The sequence below is a fragment of the Carnimonas bestiolae genome, assembly GCF_051251145.1.
GTDB lineage: Bacteria > Pseudomonadota > Gammaproteobacteria > Pseudomonadales > Halomonadaceae > Carnimonas > Carnimonas bestiolae.
This window is the reverse complement of record NZ_JBPCZK010000002.1, coordinates 172,309-192,694: the sequence shown is the minus strand read 5'-3', so window position 1 is coordinate 192,694 and position 20,386 is coordinate 172,309. Positions and strand designations below refer to the sequence as shown.

Genomic DNA, 20,386 nt, shown 5'->3' with positions numbered 1-20,386 from the left:
AAGGCCAATTCAGACATACTCGTTTGACCGAAGGAATGAATAAGTGACCCATATCATTGCGCTCACCAACCAAAAAGGCGGCGTTGGCAAGACCACCACAGCGGTCAATCTGGCCGCTTCGCTTGGTTCGCTGAAACAACGCGTGCTGTTGGTGGATCTCGACCCGCAGGGCAACGCCACCACAGGGAGCGGTGTCGATAAACATGCGCTAGAGAGCGGCAGTGTACTCGACGTACTGCTGGGCGATGTCGACGTGCGTGATGTGGTCACCAACTGCCCCGAAGCAGGCTATCTGCTGCTGCCGGGCAACGCTGATCTCACCGCGGCAGAAGTGAGTCTGCTCGACGTTGATGGTCGCGAGAAACGGCTTTCCGATGCGCTTGCCACCATCAAGGATAACTTCGATGTCATCCTGATCGACTGTCCGCCATCGCTTAATATGCTCACCGTGAATGCGCTGACTGCCGCCGATGGTGTCATTATTCCCCTGCAGTGTGAGTTCTACGCGCTGGAAGGGCTGTCGGCGCTGCTCGATACCGTTGACCAGGTACGCGATAGCATCAATCCGTCGCTGGCGATCTACGGTATTCTGCGCACCATGTACGATAACCGTATCAGCCTGACGCGCGACGTCAGCAAGCAATTGCTCGATTACTTCGGCGATGATCTGTTGAAAAGCGTTATTCCCCGCAATATTCGTGTCGCTGAAGCGCCTAGCCATGGGCTTCCGGTAACCAAGTACGCTAAATTGTCACGGGGAAGCCACGCGTATCGCGTGCTGGCCAAAGAGCTGATCAAGCGTCTGGCGCTGTGATCCTGCTTGTTCGTTCACTACCTTGTATCACCACTGAGGGCCATTCGGGATGACACGCAAGCGCGCTTTGGGACGTGGATTAGACGCATTGATAGGCGCTCGCTCGCGCAGTCAGGCGCTACACGAGCACGAAGAAGTGAGTGTCGACGATGCTGAGCACGACACCTCCAGCAGCGTGTCGCCCTCGTCTGATGCTGCCAGCGAAAAGGCCCCTGCTGCCAAGCCTGCCGCTAAAAAGCCGCGTAGCAGTGCTGCGCAGGACGCTGGAAAAACCGTTCATGCCAACGCCGATCAGTTGATCAGAATACCGCTGGGGGCGCTGTCGCGCGGGCAGTTCCAGCCGCGCCGCGAGTTTGATCAGCAGAGCCTCGAAGAATTGGCTGCCTCGATTCGCTCGCGCGGCGTCATGCAGCCCATAGTGGTGCGTCCGCTGGCGAGTAGTTCGGGCCGCAAGCGCTATGAAATTATCGCCGGTGAGCGGCGTTGGCGTGCGGCGCAATTGGCCGAGCTGGAAGTCATTCCAGCGGTCGTGCGTGAACTGGACGATGAAGCCGCGCTTGCGCTTGGTCTTATCGAAAACATTCAGCGTGAAGACCTCAACGCAGTAGAAGAAGCGCTGGCGCTTAAGCGGCTGATCGATGAATTCGAACTCACGCAGCAGCAGGTCGCGGATGCCTTGGGCAAATCGCGGGCGCAGGTGACCAACCTGCTGCGCTTGTTGGCACTCGAAGCTGAAGTGTTGGGCATGCTCGAGCGTCGCGAGCTCGACGTTGGACACGCCCGTGCACTGCTGGCATTGAAGGGCACACGCCAGCGCCACACGGCCCGCGATGTGGTCGCCAAGGGCCTTACCGTGCGCCAGACAGAAGCGCTGGTAAAGCGGTTGCTCAAGCCGAAAGCCAAGGATTCAGCACCCAGTGCCGATGTACTACAGTTGGAAACACGTCTCGGCGAATTACTCGGTGCAGCGGTGAAGATCGATCATGGATCTTCAGGAAAGGGAAAAGTTGAGATCAAGTACTCCAGCCTTGATGAGTTGGACGGCATTCTTGCCCATATTCGCTGAAGGCAGCTGGCAAGCGGCTAATCTGATGTTAGGGAACGGTTGGGAATGCGTTGGCGGGCGCGGCGGAAATTAAAAGTTTAAGAAAAAATTAATAAAATCCGATTTTATGCGTCAAATTGCCGCGACCTAATGGAAGTTGTTCAAATTTTATCCATTTGTACGGTTAATTTTCATTTTTGGTCCAATATGTCATTGATGCTCGCTGACCAGCCCCCTATAATTCGCGTCAATTTTGAAGCTGGCAAGGCGTGCGCATTGGAAAAGTGTGCGTCGGCCGATTGAGCCAAATAACTGGACCCGCCATGCGACGAGCAAGTTCCGCGGCACTTCGACAGCGTTTGCCGCAGCAGTCTCTTCCGCTCAAGGCAGTTGCTGTCCAGTGCATGTTTGGTGCGGTAATCGCGGTAGCGGTGTTGCTGCTGGTGTCCCGCGAAGCAGGCGTTAGTGCACTAAGCGGTGTACTGGTCAGCCTTCTACCGAGCTTCTATTTCGCCTGGCGCTTCGTGCGCATTTACGCATCGCGTCAGGCGTCAGAGTCTGTAGGCCTGATGTACCGGGCTGAGGTAGGCAAGTTTGGTTTGACAGTGGCGATGTTCATAGCCGTATTCGTACTGCTGCCACCGTCTCACCCAGCGTTTTTCTTTTTTGCATACATAGCGACAACACTCGTGCAATGGTTGGCCCCTTGGCTGCTGCGCACGCTGTTTCGCTGCCGAATCTGAGGCAGATCAATGGCTAGCGGTTCATACATCAGTCACCACCTTCAGAACCTCGTCTTCGGACTTAGCCCCGAGCATGGCTGGTCCTTCGCCCACAGCGCTGAAGAAGCGTCGGCGATGGGCTTCTGGTCGATCAACGTCGATTCGATGTTTTGGTCGATTGTGCTGGGTCTGGTGTTCCTGGTGCTGTTCCGCCGAGTGGCCAAAAAAGCCAACGCGGGTGTGCCGAGCGGTATTCAAAACGTTGTCGAAATGGCCGTTGAATTTGCCAGCGGCGTTGCACGCGACAGCTTCAATGGCAAGAACCCGCTGATTGCGCCGCTGGCGCTAACGATTTTTGTCTGGGTGCTGCTGATGAACTCTATGGAGTTCCTGCCGATGGACCTGATCCCGAGCATCGCTGGTCTAATGGGCATTGAGCACATGAAGGCAGTGCCGACATCTGACGTAAACATCACCTTCGGTCTGTCGATCTCGGTCTTCTTCCTGATTCTTTTCTATAGCTTCAAAGTGAAGGGAATTGGTGGTTTCGCCAAGGAACTGAGCTTCCAGCCGTTCAATACGCCGTTCCTGATCCCTTTCAACTTGGTGCTTGAGCTGGTTAACCTGATTGTTAAGCCTGTTTCTCTCGCGCTGCGACTGTTCGGTAACATCTTCGCAGGGGACGTTATCTTCCTGCTGATCGCGATGCTGCCGTTCTGGATCCAGTGGGCGCTGGGCGTGCCCTGGGCAATCTTCCACCTGCTGATTATTCCTCTGCAGGCATTTATCTTCATGATGCTGACCATCGTCTATCTAAGTCAGGCGCACGAGCATCATTAAGAAATCTTCGACCCCGCTGCTTCCGGGCAGCAAGGGCTTCGATGAACGTAGCGTGCGACGCTTGATAGGCTGCATGCACTTACACCCCGGAAATGACTAACTTAGCTTTATCCTTAGGAGCTTCATCATGGAAATGATCTACGTCGCCGCTTCGATCATGATTGGCCTTGGCGCGCTCGGTACCGGCATTGGTTTCGGTATCCTCGGAGGCAAGCTGCTCGAATCCAACGCTCGTCAGCCCGAGCTGAGCAACATGCTGATGTCGCGTGCCTTCCTGATGGCCGGTCTGCTTGATGCTGTGCCGATGATCGGCGTTGGTATCGCTCTTTACCTGATGTTCGCTGTCGCTGGTTAATCTGCCGACGCCGGTGTAACGCTAACGTTACCCGGCTCTTGCGATTCCGGTCACCACGAACAGCCAAAGGTACTTTACCGTGAACATCAACCTGACACTCATCGGACAGATAATCACCTTCGTGATCTTTGTCTGGTTCTGCATGAAGTATGTGTGGCCGCCTATTTCCGGTGCCCTTGCAGAGCGTGAGAAAAAAATCTCCGAGGGTTTGAACGCTGCTGATCGCGCCAGGGAAGAACTGGATCGTGCCAAGGCAGAGGCCGAGCAGATCCTTCGGGAGACCCGCGAAGAAGCCTCACAGATTGTTGAGCAGGCGCGTTCGCGCTCCAACAAGATGGTTGAGGAAGCACGCGAAACCGCTCGGGCCGAAGGCCAGCGCATGATCGATAGCGCACACTCCGAGATTGAACAGGAGCTGCAAAGTGCCAAATCGGCACTGCGCGCCCAAGTCTCTTCTCTGGCCGTGCGTGGCGCAGAAAGGATTCTCGAGTCGTCGGTCGATGAGAAGCAGCACGCTGATCTTCTCGACAAGCTGACCGCCGAACTCTAAAGGGGAAATCCGATGGCACAATCGAGTCCCGCAACGGTCGCCAGGCCTTACGCCAAAGCTGCTTTTGATGCAGCGTTGGAAGATAAGGCGCTGGATAGCTGGTCTCAAACGCTGGCATTGTTAGAAGCGCTAGTTAAAGAGCCCAAGGTGAGTGCCTATATCAATGATCCGAGGCACTCTGAAAAGCAGCTTACAGAGACAATTGTTTCTCTGTGCGGCGACCAGCTCGAACCCAAGGCGGTCAATTTCGTCACTCTGCTCGCAGAGCACCATCGACTTCCCGCGCTGGATCAGATCCGTGCGCAGTTTGAAGCCGCTCGGGATGCTCACGAGCGCCGCGTCGAGGTCGAAGTCGTCAGCGCGTTTGCCCTTAGCGATGAACAGCAACGCAAACTGGCTGAAGCGCTTAAAAAGCGCCTCGACCGAGAAATCTCTATCACTACTTCAGTGGACGACTCGCTTCTCGGCGGTGTGATCATCCGCGCTGGCGACACCGTTATCGACGGTTCGCTTCGCGGTCGGTTGTCACAGCTCGAAAGCAGTCTGAATGTCTGAGGTCAGGGGACATGGCATGCAGCAACTGAATCCTTCAGAAATCAGCGATATCATCAAGAGCCGCATCGACAACCTCGACGCCGGTCTTGAAGCCCATAACGAGGGCACTGTTGTCAGCGTGGCTGACGGCATCGTTACCGTACACGGCCTGAACGACGCCATGTACGGCGAAATGATCGAATTCCCCGACGATGTATACGGCATGGTGCTCAACCTTGAGCGCGATAGCGTGGGCATCGTGGTACTCGGCGAATATGAATCTCTCTCCGAGGGCATGACCGCCAAATGTACCGGCAACATCCTCGAAGTTCCGGTTGGTCCTGAGCTATTGGGCCGCGTTGTCGATGCGCTGGGTAACCCGATCGACGGCAAGGGTGAGCTTGGTACCAAGCTTACTGACCGCGTTGAGAAAATCGCCCCGGGCGTTATCGCCCGTCAGGGTGTTGATCAGCCGGTTCAAACCGGTCTGAAATCAATCGACGCCATGGTGCCGATCGGTCGTGGTCAGCGTGAGCTGATCATCGGTGACCGTCAGATTGGTAAATCTGCCGTTGCCATCGACACCATTATCAATCAGAAAGACAGCGGCATCGTATGTATCTACGTTGCTATCGGTCAGAAGCAGTCCACCATTGCGAACATCGTTCGTAAGCTGGAAGAGCACGGCGCGATGGATCACACCATCATCGTCAACGCCGGCGCCGCTGATCCCGCTGCCATGCAGTACCTCGCGCCTTACGCAGGCTGCACCATGGGCGAGTATTTCCGCGACCGTGGTCAGGATGCATTGATCGTTTATGACGATCTGACCAAACAAGCGTGGGCCTACCGCCAGATCTCCCTGCTGCTGAAACGTCCTCCGGGCCGTGAAGCTTACCCAGGGGATGTCTTCTACCTGCACTCCCGTCTGCTGGAGCGTGCTTCTCGCGTAAATGCTGAGTACGTAGAAGAGTTCACCAAGGGTGAAGTCAAAGGCAAAACAGGCTCACTGACGGCGCTGCCGATCATCGAAACCCAGGGTGGTGACGTAGGTGCATTCGTACCGACCAACGTTATCTCCATCACCGATGGTCAGATCTTCCTCGAAACCAGCCTGTTTAACTCAGGCGTTCGTCCTGCCATTAACGCAGGTCTGTCGGTTTCGCGTGTAGGTGGTTCGGCTCAGACCAAAATCATCAAGAAACTCGGCGGTGGTATTCGTCTGGCACTGGCGCAGTATCGTGAATTGGCGGCGTTCTCGCAGTTCGCTTCCGATCTCGACGACGCTACGCGCAAGCAGCTCGACCACGGCGAGCGCGTTACCGAACTGATGAAGCAGAAGCAGTACTCGCCTCTCTCGGTTGCTGAAATGGGTGTAACGCTGTTCACCGCCAACGAAGGCTATCTGTCTGACGTCGCCGTTGATGACGTACTCAGCTTCGAAGATGACCTGCTTGAGTACATGCGCACCGAGCACGCTGATCTGTTGAACAAAATCAACGAGAAAGGCGGCTACGACGACGAGATCCAGAAGGGCCTCAAGGAAGCTGTAGAGAGCTTCAAAGCGACCCGTAACTAATGCGGTTTGCCCGGGTCACGCAGGCCCGGGAAATTAGCGTTCGTGGCGCGGCGTGGTAGCAACATCCTGACGTAAGTCCAGCAGCCTGGCGGTTATCGATGTAGTGAAATGTGTGTCACGGTTCCGGGTTGGTAGAGGAGATCGGTATGGCATCCGGAAAAGAGATCAAGCAACAGATCGGCAGCATCAAGAATACGCAGAAGATCACCAATGCGATGCAGATGGTCGCTGCTTCCAAGATGCGCCGAGCTCAGGATCGCATGGCGGCCAGCCAGCCCTATGCGAAAAAGATTCGCGAGGTGTGCTATCACACCGCCGAAGGTCAGGTGGATTCTACGCATCCTTATCTGGCCAAGCGCGACCTTAAGCGTGTTGGCATTATCGTTGTGAGCTCTGACCGCGGTCTTTGCGGCGGCCTCAACGTCAACGCATTCAAGGCGGCGTTGGGCGAAATCAAAGGCTACCGCGATCAGGGTATCGACGTAGCCTACTGTGGTATTGGCAAGAAGGCAGTCAGCTTCTTCCGTCGCTATGGCGGCGAAGTACTGGCGTCGGCATCGGACTTGGGCGATGCCCCAGAACTCAACGATTTGCTGGGCAGCGTGCGGGTACTGCTCGATGCCTATGACGAAGGCAAGCTTGATCGCATTGTCATTGTTAGCAACGAGTTCGTGAATACCATGACCCAGAAGCCCGTGGTACGCCAGCTGGTGCCGCTCGAACCGCGTAGCGGAGATGAGCAGGCCAGCAAAATGCCATGGACTTACGACTATGAACCTGACGATCCAACCGTGATCCTCAACGAACTGTTGACTCGCTATGTTGAATCCCAGGTTTATCAGGCGGTGGTTGAAAACATCGCGTGTGAACAGTCAGCTCGAATGCTGGCGATGAAAAATGCTACTGACAACGCCGGTCAAATCATCGACGACCTGCAAATGGTCTACAACAAGGCACGTCAGGCGGCGATCACCCAGGAAATCTCCGAAATTGTCGGTGGTGCCGCGGCGGTGTAATGCCGTTGGGTGATGTGAATTTACATGCCTGGCGGCATGACAGGATCGCAGGTTTAGAGGACACCAGATGAGCGGACATATTGTACAAATCATCGGCGCCGTTATTGACGTGGAGTTTTCCGCGGGTGACGTGCCAAAGGTCTATGACGCCCTCAACGTTGAAGGCATCGAGACCGTACTCGAAGTACAGCAGCAGCTCGGCGACAACGTCGTTCGTGCTATCGCGATGGGCTCTACCGAAGGGCTGAAACGTGGCCTGGAAGTCGTTAACACAGGCAACCCCATCCAGGTACCGGTCGGCGAAAAAACGCTGGGTCGTATCATGGACGTGCTGGGTCGCCCGATTGACGAGCAGGGCCCGATCGGTGAAGAAGAGCGCATGTCGATTCACCGTAAAGCGCCCAGCTATGCTGAACAGGCTTCTTCCAACGACCTGCTGGAAACCGGCATCAAGGTTATTGACCTGATCTGCCCGTTTGCCAAAGGTGGTAAAGTAGGTCTGTTCGGTGGCGCAGGTGTGGGCAAGACCGTCAACATGATGGAGCTGATCCATAACATCGCCAGCGAGCACTCCGGTTATTCCGTATTTACCGGTGTTGGCGAACGTACTCGTGAAGGTAACGACTTCTACTACGAAATGAAGGAGTCGAACGTTCTCGATAAGGTATCGCTGGTTTACGGCCAGATGAACGAGCCGCCCGGCAACCGCCTGCGCGTTGCGCTGACCGGTCTTACCGTTGCGGAGAAATTCCGTGATGAAGGCCGCGATGTACTGCTGTTCATCGATAACATCTATCGTTTCACCCTGGCAGGGACCGAAGTGTCTGCACTGTTGGGTCGTATGCCTTCTGCAGTGGGCTACCAGCCGACGCTGGCAGAAGAAATGGGCATGCTGCAAGAACGTATCACCTCGACCAAAACCGGCTCCATCACGTCGGTACAGGCCGTTTACGTTCCCGCTGACGACCTGACTGACCCTTCACCGGCCACTACCTTCGCGCACCTTGACGCCACCGTGGTACTGGCGCGTTCCATCGCCGAACTGGGTATCTACCCGGCGATCGATCCGCTCGACTCCACTTCGCGTCAGCTCGATCCGCTGGTTGTGGGTGAAGAGCACTACGGCGTTGCACGCCGCGTGCAGGGCGTGCTGCAGCGTTATAAAGAGCTGAAAGACATCATCGCCATTCTGGGTATGGACGAACTGTCCGACGAAGATAAAGCGATCGTAGCTCGTGCGCGTAAAATCCAGCGTTTCCTCTCGCAGCCGTTCCACGTGGCTGAAGTGTTCACCGGTGCGCCGGGCCGCTATGTGTCGCTGAAAGACACCATCGCTGGCTTCACTGGCATCCTCAACGGTGACTACGACGACATGCCGGAACAGGCGTTCTACATGGTCGGCGGCATCGACGAAGCAATCGAGAAAGCGAAAGGCATGCGCTAAGAAGATGCGAGCGGCCGCTGGTAGCCTCGGGCTGGCAGCGGTCACTTGCTCTTCAGGCAAGGTACCGCCTGTGGCGGTGCATCCAGGAGACGAAGAATGGCTAAAAGCTTCCAGTGCGATATCGTCAGCGTTGAAGCATCGTTGTTTTCCGGCAAGGTAGCGCAGGTAGTGGCTACCGGTGCGGAAGGCGAGATCGGTATTCTCGCAGGCCATGAGCCGCTGCTCACGCGCGTAGCATCTGGTCCCGTTGAAGTAACGCTTGAAGATGGCAAGAAGGAAACCTTCTTCGCTTCTGGCGGCATTCTCGAGGTCCAGCCGGATTCCGTGTCGATTCTGGCCGATACTGCCGAACGCGGTAGCGATCTGGATGAAGCAGCTGCCCAGCGTGCTCTTGAGCAAGCGCGTAACGCGATGGCGGAGAAACAGTCCGAACTGGACTACTCCGCAGCGCTTGGCGGAATTGCCGAAGCGACAGCGCGTTTGCGTGCGCTGCAGCGGTTGCGCAGTAATCGCTGATTATTGAGCGCTACGCTGTTTCGATGTGGCGTTTATATCGTGCAAATGCCTCGACTTCGGTCGGGGCATTTGTGTATCTGGTGCGGTTTTCCGCCACAGCATCCATCGCGATAGAGAGCGGCGGGTGTGCATTTGATGTTGGCGCCGGATGCGCGTTCGATGAAGGTGCGGGTGCCGCCTTTAAGGCCGGCGCTCGGGCCAGGCTGGCCGTAGCGTGGTGAAAGCGCCCGGAATGTGCGACTCTCTGTGGATTCGCTGTATGGCGGAAGCGCTGACGCTATCGCCTTCAACGCAATAAATGATCAATCATTGGAGTTGTCATGTCGCTTGACGTGGTTATTCTTGCTGCCGGTCAAGGCAGCCGCATGCGATCCCGTTTGCCCAAGGTGCTTCACACCCTTGCGGGACGCTCGATGCTTCAACGCATTATCGACAGTGCCAAGCAGTTAAGCGACGTAACGCTTCATGTGGTAGTAGGCCATGGTGCCGATCAGATTGAAGCTGCACTGGCGGGCCAGCCGGATATTCATTTCGTCTATCAGCAGCAGCAGTTGGGCACCGGTCACGCGGTTGCTCAGGCGCTGCCTGCACTCGGCGATGGTCCGGTGCTGATTCTGACCGGCGATACGCCGCTGCTGACCAGCGCAACGCTTGAACAACTGAGTGCAGGACTCGCGCAGGATCAGCTAACCCTGCTGAGTGTTGTTCACGAAGACCCGAGCGGCTACGGGCGTATTGTTCGTGACGATAGCGGGCAGGTGACCGCGATTGTCGAACAGAAGGACGCGTCCGAGCAGCAGCGCCTTATCCGTGAATGCAACACCGGACTGATGGGTACCACCGGAGCCTTGCTCAAGCGCTGGCTACCGGCGCTGTCGGCGAACAACGCGCAGGGCGAATACTACCTGACCGATATCGTTGGTATGGCATATGCGGAAGGCGTACCGCTCGATGCGGTGCAGGCCGGCTGCGTTGAGGAAGTGTCCGGTGTTAATGATCGCCGCCAGCTTGCGGCGCTTGAGCGTTGGTTGCAGCGTCAGCAGGCGGAGCAAGCGATGGCACAGGGCGCTTCCCTTGCAGACCCGGCGCGTTTTGACCAGCGCGGCACGCTAACGCTGGGGCGCGATGTCACGATCGATGTGGGCTGTATCTTCGAAGGTGACGTTACGCTCGAAGACGGCGTTAGCGTCGGCCCCTACTGCGTTATTCGCGACTCCCATATCGGTGCGGATACGCACATCGAGGCCTACAGCCATATCGACGGCGCTAGTGCGGCGGGCAACAACCAGATTGGCCCATATGCGCGGCTGCGGCCCGGCAGCACGCTGGCTGCTGAGGCCAAGGTGGGCAACTTCGTTGAAATCAAAAAAGCGACTCTCGATCACGGTACCAAGGTCAATCACCTTAGCTACATTGGCGACGCCCACATTGGGCAGCACACCAACGTGGGCGCAGGCACCATCACCTGTAACTACGATGGCGTTAACAAGCACCATACCGAGATCGGCAGCAACGTCTTTGTTGGCTCCAACACCGCGCTGGTCGCGCCGATTACGATTGGCGATCGTGTGACCATTGCAGCGGGTTCTACCCTGACCGACTCGGTTGAGCAGGGCCTGGCGTTTGGCCGTGCCCGCCAAACGGTGAAGGAGAACTGGCGACGTGCTGAACAGGATGACGAGCGTTAGCTGATTCCCTAGGCGAAGCTTAAGTTTCAAAACGAAACTATTGAACGGCGTTTTCGAAAGTAATAATATTTCGGAAACGCCGTTTTTATATGGAAGGTCCCGCTCGACTATGTCTGCATCCAAAACGTCAGCTCGCAATACGGGTGCCCGTCGCGAGGCGATTATTGCGCTGCTGGAAGAGCAGGGTGACGTCAGCGTTGAATCGCTGGCGAAGGCGTTCGATACGTCAGAAGTGACGATTCGAAAGGATCTTTCTCAGCTCGAACAGGAAGGCATTTTGATTCGACGCTATGGCGGCGCCGCATTGCTGCCGCGCGGTCAGGCGCAAGACTTCGCCACTTGCCCGCTCAAACTCAAGCTTGCGGAAGCCGCCAGAGACCGCATCAAGGATCACGCACGTATCGTGATTGATAGCGGCTCTACCACCAGCACGCTGATTCCGCAGCTGAAGAGTGTGATGGGTTTGGTGGTAATGACCAACTCGTTAGAGGTCGCCACTCAGTTGCGCGAGCTACCCAACCGCCCTTCGCTGCTAATGACCGGCGGCACTTGGGACGAGCGTTCGCTGTCCTTTCAGGGCGTAACGGCCGAGCAAACGCTGCGCGCGTACGATTTCGACCAGCTGTTTATTGGTGCTGACGGCATCGATCTTGAGCGCGGCACCACCACGTTTAACGAGCTGCTGTCGCTGTCGCAGGTCATGGCGCAGGTGTCTCGAGAAGTGGTGGTGATGGTGGAATCCGACAAGATAGGGCGGCGCATGCCCAATCTCGAGCTGGGGTTCGACGAGATCGATGTGGTGATTACCGACGACCGGCTGGATGCCGCTAGCCGCGAGGTTATCACCAAGCACAACATCGAGCTGGTAGTGGTCGAGCACTCCTCGGGCAGTGACGGATAACGTTTAACTACGCGGGGAAGGCCATCGCCTTTCCCGCTCGTTTTATCGAACAATGGATGCTTTCAGCGCTACTGTCGCTGAAGCACAAGATCAGAGAACACGGCTGCTTTCATCGCATCGATAGCCGCCTGATCGTTTGAATCAAGGAGAATCACCATGTGCGGGATCGTTGCTGCGATTGCTAGCCGGGAAGTACAAAACATTCTGTTGGAAGGGCTGAAACGGCTTGAGTATCGCGGCTACGACAGCGCCGGCATGGCGACCTTGAGCGATGATGGGCAGCTTCAGCGTCAGCGCGAAGTAGGCAAGGTTGCCGCGCTGGAAACAGCTCTGGCGGAACATCCGCTGAAAGGCCACGTAGGCATCGCGCATACGCGTTGGGCAACGCACGGCCGCCCCAATGCAGAAAACGCCCATCCGCATTTTTCCAAAGGCGAACTGGCGCTGGTGCACAACGGCATTATCGAGAACCATGAAGCGCTGCGCGAAGAGCTTCAGGCCGAGGGATATAGCTTCGAGTCGGAAACCGATACTGAAGTCATGGCGCATCTGATCGAGCGCGAATTCGAGCGCTGTGGCGATCTTTATCAAGCGACACTTAACGTGATCTCGCGCTTAGAAGGCGCTTTCGCCATCGCGGTGATGCACAAGCAAGCGCCCAACGAAATTATCGGTGCTCGTAAAGGCAGCCCGCTGGTAGTAGGCGTGGGAATCGACGAAGTATTTTTAGCCTCCGATCCGCTGGCGCTGCTGCAGGTCACCGACCGCTTTATCTATCTGCGTGAAGGCGACATTGTGCGGCTTTCCGCTGGCTCTTTGATTGATATTACCGATCAGCAGGGTGAGCGCGTCGAGCGCGAGGTAGTGGTATACGAGCACGGCGACGGAGCCGCCAGCAAAGGCCACTTCCGCCACTTCATGCAAAAAGAGATTTTCGAACAGGCCGCTACCGTAGGCGCGACGCTGGAAGGCCGTTTGGGCGCCGATCACGTGCTGCCGCAAGCCTTTGGTGCCGACGCTGAAGCGCTGTTCGAGCAGGTGAAGTGCATCCACATTATCGCCTGCGGCACCAGCTATCACGCTGGAATGGTGGCCCGCTACTGGCTAGAGAAGTTCGCCCGTATTCCCACCCTCGTCGAAGTGGCTTCCGAGTATCGCTACCGCGATGTCGTGGTACCCCCCGGCACGCTATTCGTTAGCATCTCCCAGTCGGGCGAAACCGCCGACACCCTTGCCGCACTGCGCCACGCTCAGCAAAGCGGCGACTATCTCGGCAGCCTGGCCATCTGTAACGTTGCCGGCAGCTCGCTGGTGCGCGAATCCGAGCTATCGCTATTGACCATGGCCGGGCCCGAAATCGCCGTTGCCTCCACCAAAGCCACCACTACTCAGTTGACTGCGCTGATGCTCATGACCCTGTCACTGCGCCAGGTACGCTTCGGCGTCGACGACACCATCGTCGAGATGGTCGAAGCACTGCGTCGACTGCCCAAAGCTATCGAGCGCACTCTGACCCTTAACGACAAGATCGAGCAGCTTTCGCAACGCTTCGTCGAAAAGCAGCACGCCCTGTTCCTCGGACGCGGCGCACAGTTCCCCATCGCCCTCGAAGGTGCGCTCAAGCTCAAGGAAATTTCCTACATCCACGCCGAAGCTTACCCCGCTGGCGAGCTTAAACACGGCCCCCTCGCACTGGTCGACAGCGATATGCCCGTGATCGTGGTTGCACCCAACGATGAACTGCTCGAAAAGCTGAAATCCAACCTGCAGGAAGTACGCTCCCGCGGCGGCCAACTGTTCGTATTCGCCAACGAAGCCGCCGGCATCCAGGAAAGCGACGGCGTTACCGTCTTCCAACTCTCCGACGCCGACGGCCAACTCGCCCCCATCATCTACACCATCCCGCTACAGCTGCTCGCCTACCACATCGCCGTGATGCGCGGCACCGACGTCGATCAGCCGAGGAACTTGGCGAAGAGTGTGACAGTGGAGTGAGGGGAGCGTTCTAGAAATATAGCGTCGCTCATTATAGCTCGAGGCTTTTTCATCCCTTATGCTAAGACTTGATGGTAGTAGCACACTGGAAGTCCGCATAAGAGAAGCAACGAATGACCGCCCAAGAAAAGAACATCGATTCATCCTTAGAGCTCGGATACGCCGATCGACTTTGGAAAATGGCAGATAAGCTGCGTGGCAGCGTCGAGCCCAGCGCATACAAGTATGTTGTGCTGGGTTTGATCTTTTTGAAATACATCTCTGATGCCTTCGAAACTCGTTATGACGAGTTGAGGGAAGAAGGCGAGTGGGCCGCTGAAGACAAAGATGAGTATCTAGCGGACAATATTTTTTGGGTACCCAAACGAGCCCGTTGGTCTCTCCTTAAGAATAATGCCCGTCAGCCAGAAATCGGTGAGTTGGTCGACGATGCAATGCGCGCTATTGAAGCTGAAAACGAGCCGTTGAAGGGAGTCCTTCCCAAAGACTACGCTCGTCCTACCCTAGACAAGCGCATGTTGGGTGATTTGGTAGATTTAGTATCTGGCATTGCATTAGGCGACAAGCAGAGTCAGGCGCGTGATGTGCTCGGACGTGTCTACGAATACTTCCTGAATCAGTTTGCTGGAAGTGAGGGTAAACGTGGCGGGGAGTTCTACACTCCTCGATCTATTGTGCGGCTTTTAGTTGAAATGCTCGAACCTTACGCGGGCCGTATCTATGACCCCTGCTGTGGTTCCGCTGGCATGTTTGTGCAAAGTGAGCGTTTTATCGAAGAGCACGGTGGGCGCGTGGGTGATCTGGCTATCTATGGGCAGGAACGTGTTCACGCCACTTGGCAGCTCTCCAAGATGAACCTGGCCATTCGCGGTATTGATGGTGACATCGCCTGGAACAACGAAGGCAGTTTCTTGAAGGATGAATTTGCTACTCGCACGGATAGTCATGGAGTACCCATAAAGGCAGATTTTATCCTGGCCAATCCTCCGTTCAACGTATCGGACTGGAGCGGAGAGCACCTACGGGATGATGTGCGCTGGAAGTTTGGGGCTCCTCCTGTGGGTAATGCCAACTTTGCTTGGTTGCAGCACATCTACTATCACCTGGCGCCCAAGGGCACTGCTGGTGTGGTATTGGCCAACGGCTCCATGAGCTCCAATTCGAGTGGCGAGGGCGAGATTCGCACGGCGATGATCGAAGGCGATGCCGTGGATTGCATGGTGGCCCTGCCTGGACAGTTGTTCTTCTCTACCCAGATCCCTGCCTGCCTGTGGTTTATGGCAAAAGACAAGTCCGGTGGTGGCAAGAAAAAACTGCGTGATCGTCGTGGTGAGATCCTTTTCATTGATGCTCGTAACATGGGGCGTATGATCGATCGTACTCGCCGTGAACTTTCTCCCGAAGACATCCAGAAAATTGCAGATACTTACCATTCATGGCGGGGCGAATCCGAAGGCTATGAAGACGTTCTGGGTTTCTGCAAATCCGCCTCGCTGGAAGAAGTCCAGAAGCAAGGGCATGTACTAACACCCGGTCGTTATGTTGGCGCTGTCGAGGAAGAAGATGATGGCATTCCTTTTCCTGAGAAGATGGCGAAGTTGAGTGCTCAATGGTTTGAGCAGCAGGAAGAGGGCAGGAAGCTGGATTTAGCTATCCAGGCTAACCTGAAGGAGCTTGGATATGCATGAGTATTGGGAGGAGTTGAAATTAGGCGATATTGCTGAAATTCAGATGGGGCAGTCTCCATTAGGAAAAACTGTTTACAAAGAAGAAAAAGGCCTTCCTTTACTAAACGGACCGGCTGAATTCGGGGTTTATTCGCCCCACGCTTTGCAGTATACAACCGATCCTAAACGTTTTAGTAATAATAATGATATCTTATTTTGCGTTAGAGGGTCTACTACCGGTCGTATGAATTGGTCTGATCAAACTTATGCTATTGGTCGAGGTTTAGCTGCTATTAGGCATAGAGAAGGTGATCAATATCGCTTTTTCATAAAAGCGATATTGGACTATCACTTAAACGATTTGCTGTCAGGTGCAACAGGATCAACATTTCCCAATGTCTCAAGAGATCAATTAAATAATCTTAATATTAGATGCCCGTCGCTTATTAAGCAGTTGAAAATATCAAATATTTTGTCTTCATTAGATAACAAAATCGCCCTCAACCGCCGCCAGAACGAGACCCTGGAAGCCATAGCCCAAGCCATCTTCAAGGACTGGTTCGTCGATTTTGGCCCCGCGCGCGCTAAGATAGAAGGACGTGAAGCCTATCTGCCTGGAGAGATCTGGCAGCTCTTTCCTGATCGTCTGGATGAAGATGGGAAGCCCGAGGGGTGGAAAAATACTTCTTTAGATCATTTCTCGTATCTTAATCCTGAAGCATGGAATAAAAAGACAATACCTTCCCACATTAGATATGTTGATTTATCTGGCACGAAATGGGGGTATATCGAAGCAGTTACAGATTATACATCAGAAGATGCTCCGAGTCGTGCTCGTAGAGTATTAAGGCCGAATGATACCATCCTGGGTACTGTTAGGCCTGGTAATGGAGCATATGCACTTATCAGTGATAATGGATTGACCGGTAGTACTGGGTTCGCGGTTCTTCGTCCAATAAAGGAAGAATATACATCAATTATATATCTTGCAGTTTCTTCTTCAGAGAATATAAAAAGATTAGCTAATCTCGCTGACGGTGGAGCATATCCTGCAGTTGGAGCAAAGTTAATATCAGCTACATCAATAATGTTTGGTGGAGATGAAATAATAGAAGCTTTCCATAGGATTACGTTTCCCTTTTTGCAGAAAATATCAATAAATAATAATGGTTCGAGAGCTCTGGCCCAGCTCCGCGACACCCTTCTCCCCAAATTAATCTCAGGCGAGCTACGCATCCCTGATGCTGAACAAGTCATTGAGGAGTCCATCTGATGGCATTTGTTTCGGAAGACGATCTCGAACAGGGGCTGATTGCCCAGTTGGCTGGTATGGGGTTTCAAACCAGCCATGATGACATCATTGGCCCAGATGGCAGTGCCTCGGAAAGGACATCTTACAAGGAAGTAATCCTGCAGGATCGGTTGGTAAGTGCCATTGCGCGTATCAACCCCGATATGCCGGCATTAGCCCGTCAGGATGCCGTGCGTCAGTTGACAGGTACGCAATTTAGTCGACTGATTGAAGAGAACCATCGTATCCACACCTTGTTGGCGGATGGTGTGACGGTTGAGTTTGACAACGCTGATGGTGAACAAACCGCAGGACGAGTTTACCCAGTTGATTTTGATGATCCGTCCAATAATGACTGGTTAGCCGTACAACAGTTTACCGTGGTAGCTGGACATCATAACCGCCGCCCTGATGTAGTGATTTTCGTCAACGGCTTGCCGCTAGTGATAGTCGAACTGAAAGCGCCGGGTTCGGAAAATGCCACGATCGATGGTGCCTTTAATCAGTTGCAGACCTATAAGCAGCAGATTCCGTTGTTATTTCATACCAACGCTTTGTTAGTAACATCGGATGGATTTAACGCACGGGTTGGTTCTTTATCTGCTGATAGTGAACGTTTCATGCCATGGCGTACGACTGATGGCCGATCCGTTGAGCCCAAGGGGAGCTATGAGCAAAGTACCCTGATCGAGGGTATTTTCGAACACGGAAGGTTTCTCGATCTGCTGCGCCATTTCGTGGTGTTTAATCAAACCGATAATGGTCTGGTGAAAATTATTGCGGGTTATCATCAGTTTCATGCTGTAAAAAAAGCGGTTGAATCGACAATTCGGGCATCCTCAGATGGGATATCAGAGTCGCCTGGCAAGTACGGTCTCCCTTCTGTTGACCAACAAAGTTTGGGTGATAGGCGAGCTGGTGTGATTTGGCATACCCAGGGATCGGGAAAAAGCCTGCTGATGGCATTCTATGCAGGCATGATGGTAGTTGATCCTGCGATGAAAAATCCGACATTGGTGATTGTGACGGACCGTAACGACCTGGATGAACAGCTCTTCAGTACTTTCTCTCGTTGTCATGAGCTTATCCGACAGATCCCGGTACAGGCAGAAGGGCGAGATCATTTGCGGGAACTACTCAATCGGGCATCGGGCGGAATTATCTTCACTACCTTGCAAAAGTTCTCACCCGAACAAGGTGAACAGGACTTCCCCAAGCTGACTGATCGCAGTAATGTCATTGTAATTGCCGATGAAGCGCACCGCAGTCAATACGGATTCAAGGCTCGTGTGGATGCTAAGGACGGTGAGATTTCGTACGGGTTTGCCAAGTATCTGCGGGATGGATTGCCCAATGCTTCCTTCATTGGCTTTACCGGAACCCCAATCGAATCGACAGATGTAAATACCCCCGCCGTGTTTGGTCATTACGTGGATGTCTATGATATTAGCCGTGCTGTCGAGGATGGCGCGACCGTCCCCATTTACTATGAGTCAAGACTGGCCAGAATCAGTATCGATGATGATGAGCGGCCTCGGATTGATGATGAAGTCGAGGAAGTGCTCGAAGGCGAAAACGAAAATGCGGCTGAGCGTGTTAAACAGAAATACAGCACGGTAGAAGCATTGGTCGGTAGTGAGAAACGGCTGTCCATGGTGGCAAGTGATCTTGTCCAGCATTTTGAGGCTCGTCTACAGGCACTTTCCGGCAAAGGCATGGTGGTGTGCATGAGCCGGCGTATCTGCGTGGCCATGTACAATGAAATTGTCCGGATTCACCCCGAATGGCATAGCGATGATGATGACAAAGGCGCTGTGAAGGTCGTCATGACGGGTAGTGCATCGGATCCAGAGGAATTTCGACCACACGTTTCCAACAAAAAACGTGCAGATGATCTGGCCAAGCGTGCTCGTAATCCCGATGATCCGCTGAAACTGGTTATTGTCCGTGACATGTGGTTGACCGGCTTCGATGCGCCCTGCATGCATACCATGTATATTGACAAGCCGATGAAAGGTCACGGGCTAATGCAGGCGATGGCGCGTGTTAACCGAGTGTTCCGCGACAAGCCAGCAGGATTGGTAGTGGACTACATCGGCATAGCCCAGAACCTCAAGTCGGCCCTGAGCCAGTACACTGACTCTGATCAGGAGAAAACAGGGATTGATGAGGAACAAGCTGTCGCGGTGATGCTGGAAAAATATCAGATTGTTTGCGATATGTTCCATGGCTTTGATTACCGTTCTGCCCTTCAAGGTAATCCTCATGAACGCATGCAGATGATGGCGGGTGCGATTGAGTGGATTCTTCAAAAGCAGCAGGAATGGGCAGCGAAGGAAAAGTCGGAAGAAGGGAAAAAGAAGGCACAGCGTAAATTCGCCGATTGCATACTCGCCCTTTCCAAGGCGTTTGCTCTAGCCTCAAGCTCGGATGAAGCACGTAATATTCGCGATGAGGTGGGCTTCTTTCAGGCAATTAATGCGGCGTTGACCAAGAGTAAGCGTGGCGCTAACAGTGGAGTTAAGGGCCACGCGCTGGCAATTCAGCAAATTGTTAGCCGCTCGGTGATATCAACGGACATCATTGATATTTTCAGGGAATCAGGAATTCAGACGCCGGATATCTCAATCTTATCGGACGAATTTTTGTCGGAAGTGGCTGGAATAGAGAAGAAAAATCTCGGTATTGAGGCGCTCCGCAAGCTTTTGAACGATGATATCCGCTCCCAAAGTCGGTCCAATTTGGTTCAGTCACGAGCCTTCAGTGAACGCTTGGAAAGCTCCATTGCCCGCTATCACGCTAACGCACTAACCTCGGCAGAAGTTTTGCAGGAGTTGATTGAGCTTGCCAAACAAATCCGAGAATCGCTTGGCCGCGGTGAGGAAGAGGGTCTATCACCGGAAGAGATCGCATTCTACGACGCCTTGGCTGAGAATGAATCAGCCGTCGATCTCATGGGCAATAACCAACTCAAGGTAATTGCTCAGGAACTGCTGAACAGTCTTCGCCAGAATGTCACCGTAGACTGGGCACAACGTCAAAATGCCCGGGCACGTATCCGAGTACTAGTGAAGCGAATCTTGCGTAAATATGGCTACCCGCCTGATCTGCAGGATGCAGCGGTACAAACAGTGCTAAAACAGGCGGAAGCATTGTCCGCCAGCCTCTCTGGATAAATTTTGGGGGAGTTTCTGGATATTTAAGATTCGTTAGTTCGAAGTCGAATTCGTTTATTGCCTAAAAATGTAATTATGAAATTGGTTGAAAAAGCTCTCCCATGATTAAAATAATAATTATAAATAAGTACTGAGCCGCGCAGCCTAACTGTCCATGCGGCCTTTCCTCGTTACATCCTCTCTTCGTGCAGTACAGGGACCACCTACCACCCAACACTGCTCCTGAACCTATCAGCTCGCTACCCCTGCATCT

General features: G+C 54.2%; 17 protein-coding genes. All 17 read left to right on the top strand.

What is annotated here, in order from left to right:
- The first annotated feature begins 43 nt into the window (after window positions 1–43).
- Entirely contained in the window at window positions 44–814 is a 771-nt protein-coding gene (locus R84865_RS04220; RefSeq protein ID WP_435631968.1) for a ParA family protein, read from the top strand.
- A gap of 49 nt (window positions 815–863) precedes the next feature.
- Window positions 864–1,880 carry a ParB/RepB/Spo0J family partition protein gene (locus R84865_RS04215; RefSeq protein ID WP_435638916.1) on the top strand — a complete coding sequence of 339 codons (1,017 nt, stop codon included), beginning with the start codon at window positions 864–866 and terminating at the stop codon, window positions 1,878–1,880.
- Window positions 1,881–2,182: 302 nt separating this feature from the next.
- On the top strand, window positions 2,183–2,602 hold the full coding sequence (locus tag R84865_RS04210) for an ATP synthase subunit I (protein WP_435638915.1): 420 nt from the start codon (window positions 2,183–2,185) through the stop codon (window positions 2,600–2,602).
- Window positions 2,603–2,611: 9 nt separating this feature from the next.
- Window positions 2,612–3,421, top strand: coding sequence for a F0F1 ATP synthase subunit A (atpB, locus tag R84865_RS04205; RefSeq protein ID WP_435631965.1), 810 nt, complete (start codon window positions 2,612–2,614; stop codon window positions 3,419–3,421).
- 127 nt (window positions 3,422–3,548) lie between these two features.
- Window positions 3,549–3,776 carry a F0F1 ATP synthase subunit C gene (gene atpE / locus R84865_RS04200; protein WP_025733256.1) on the top strand — a complete coding sequence of 76 codons (228 nt, stop codon included), beginning with the start codon at window positions 3,549–3,551 and terminating at the stop codon, window positions 3,774–3,776.
- 79 nt (window positions 3,777–3,855) lie between these two features.
- Window positions 3,856–4,326 carry a F0F1 ATP synthase subunit B gene (locus tag R84865_RS04195; RefSeq protein ID WP_435631964.1) on the top strand — a complete coding sequence of 157 codons (471 nt, stop codon included), beginning with the start codon at window positions 3,856–3,858 and terminating at the stop codon, window positions 4,324–4,326.
- A gap of 12 nt (window positions 4,327–4,338) precedes the next feature.
- Window positions 4,339–4,881, top strand: coding sequence for a F0F1 ATP synthase subunit delta (locus R84865_RS04190; RefSeq protein WP_435631963.1), 543 nt, complete (start codon window positions 4,339–4,341; stop codon window positions 4,879–4,881).
- A 16-nt stretch (window positions 4,882–4,897) separates the two neighbouring features.
- Window positions 4,898–6,439: a F0F1 ATP synthase subunit alpha gene (atpA, locus tag R84865_RS04185; RefSeq protein WP_435632116.1), complete on the top strand. Its 1,542-nt coding sequence runs from the start codon at window positions 4,898–4,900 to the stop codon at window positions 6,437–6,439.
- 146 nt (window positions 6,440–6,585) lie between these two features.
- Window positions 6,586–7,455, top strand: a complete 870-nt coding sequence (atpG, locus tag R84865_RS04180; RefSeq protein WP_435631962.1) for a F0F1 ATP synthase subunit gamma — start codon at window positions 6,586–6,588, stop codon at window positions 7,453–7,455.
- A 67-nt stretch (window positions 7,456–7,522) separates the two neighbouring features.
- A complete protein-coding gene (atpD, locus tag R84865_RS04175; RefSeq protein ID WP_435637382.1) occupies window positions 7,523–8,899 on the top strand; it encodes a F0F1 ATP synthase subunit beta in 1,377 nt (458 codons plus the stop codon).
- Between the two features lie 96 nt (window positions 8,900–8,995).
- Entirely contained in the window at window positions 8,996–9,415 is a 420-nt protein-coding gene (locus R84865_RS04170; RefSeq protein ID WP_435631960.1) for a F0F1 ATP synthase subunit epsilon, read from the top strand.
- Between the two features lie 320 nt (window positions 9,416–9,735).
- Window positions 9,736–11,103, top strand: coding sequence for a bifunctional UDP-N-acetylglucosamine diphosphorylase/glucosamine-1-phosphate N-acetyltransferase GlmU (gene glmU, locus R84865_RS04165; RefSeq protein WP_435638914.1), 1,368 nt, complete (start codon window positions 9,736–9,738; stop codon window positions 11,101–11,103).
- Between the two features lie 109 nt (window positions 11,104–11,212).
- Window positions 11,213–12,004, top strand: coding sequence for a DeoR/GlpR family DNA-binding transcription regulator (locus R84865_RS04160; RefSeq protein ID WP_435638913.1), 792 nt, complete (start codon window positions 11,213–11,215; stop codon window positions 12,002–12,004).
- Between the two features lie 156 nt (window positions 12,005–12,160).
- The gene (gene glmS, locus R84865_RS04155; protein WP_435631957.1) at window positions 12,161–13,999 is read left to right on the top strand and encodes a glutamine--fructose-6-phosphate transaminase (isomerizing); all 1,839 of its coding nucleotides are present in this window, start codon (window positions 12,161–12,163) and stop codon (window positions 13,997–13,999) included.
- Between the two features lie 113 nt (window positions 14,000–14,112).
- The gene (locus R84865_RS04150; RefSeq protein WP_435638912.1) at window positions 14,113–15,687 is read left to right on the top strand and encodes a type I restriction-modification system subunit M; all 1,575 of its coding nucleotides are present in this window, start codon (window positions 14,113–14,115) and stop codon (window positions 15,685–15,687) included.
- Window positions 15,680–16,939 carry a restriction endonuclease subunit S gene (locus R84865_RS04145; RefSeq protein ID WP_435638911.1) on the top strand — a complete coding sequence of 420 codons (1,260 nt, stop codon included), beginning with the start codon at window positions 15,680–15,682 and terminating at the stop codon, window positions 16,937–16,939. Before R84865_RS04150 ends, R84865_RS04145 begins: the two co-directional genes overlap by 8 nt.
- Window positions 16,939–20,133, top strand: a complete 3,195-nt coding sequence (locus R84865_RS04140; protein WP_435638910.1) for a type I restriction endonuclease subunit R — start codon at window positions 16,939–16,941, stop codon at window positions 20,131–20,133. The genes R84865_RS04145 and R84865_RS04140 overlap by 1 nt, the downstream gene beginning before the upstream one ends.
- The last annotated feature ends 253 nt before the right edge of the window (window positions 20,134–20,386 follow it).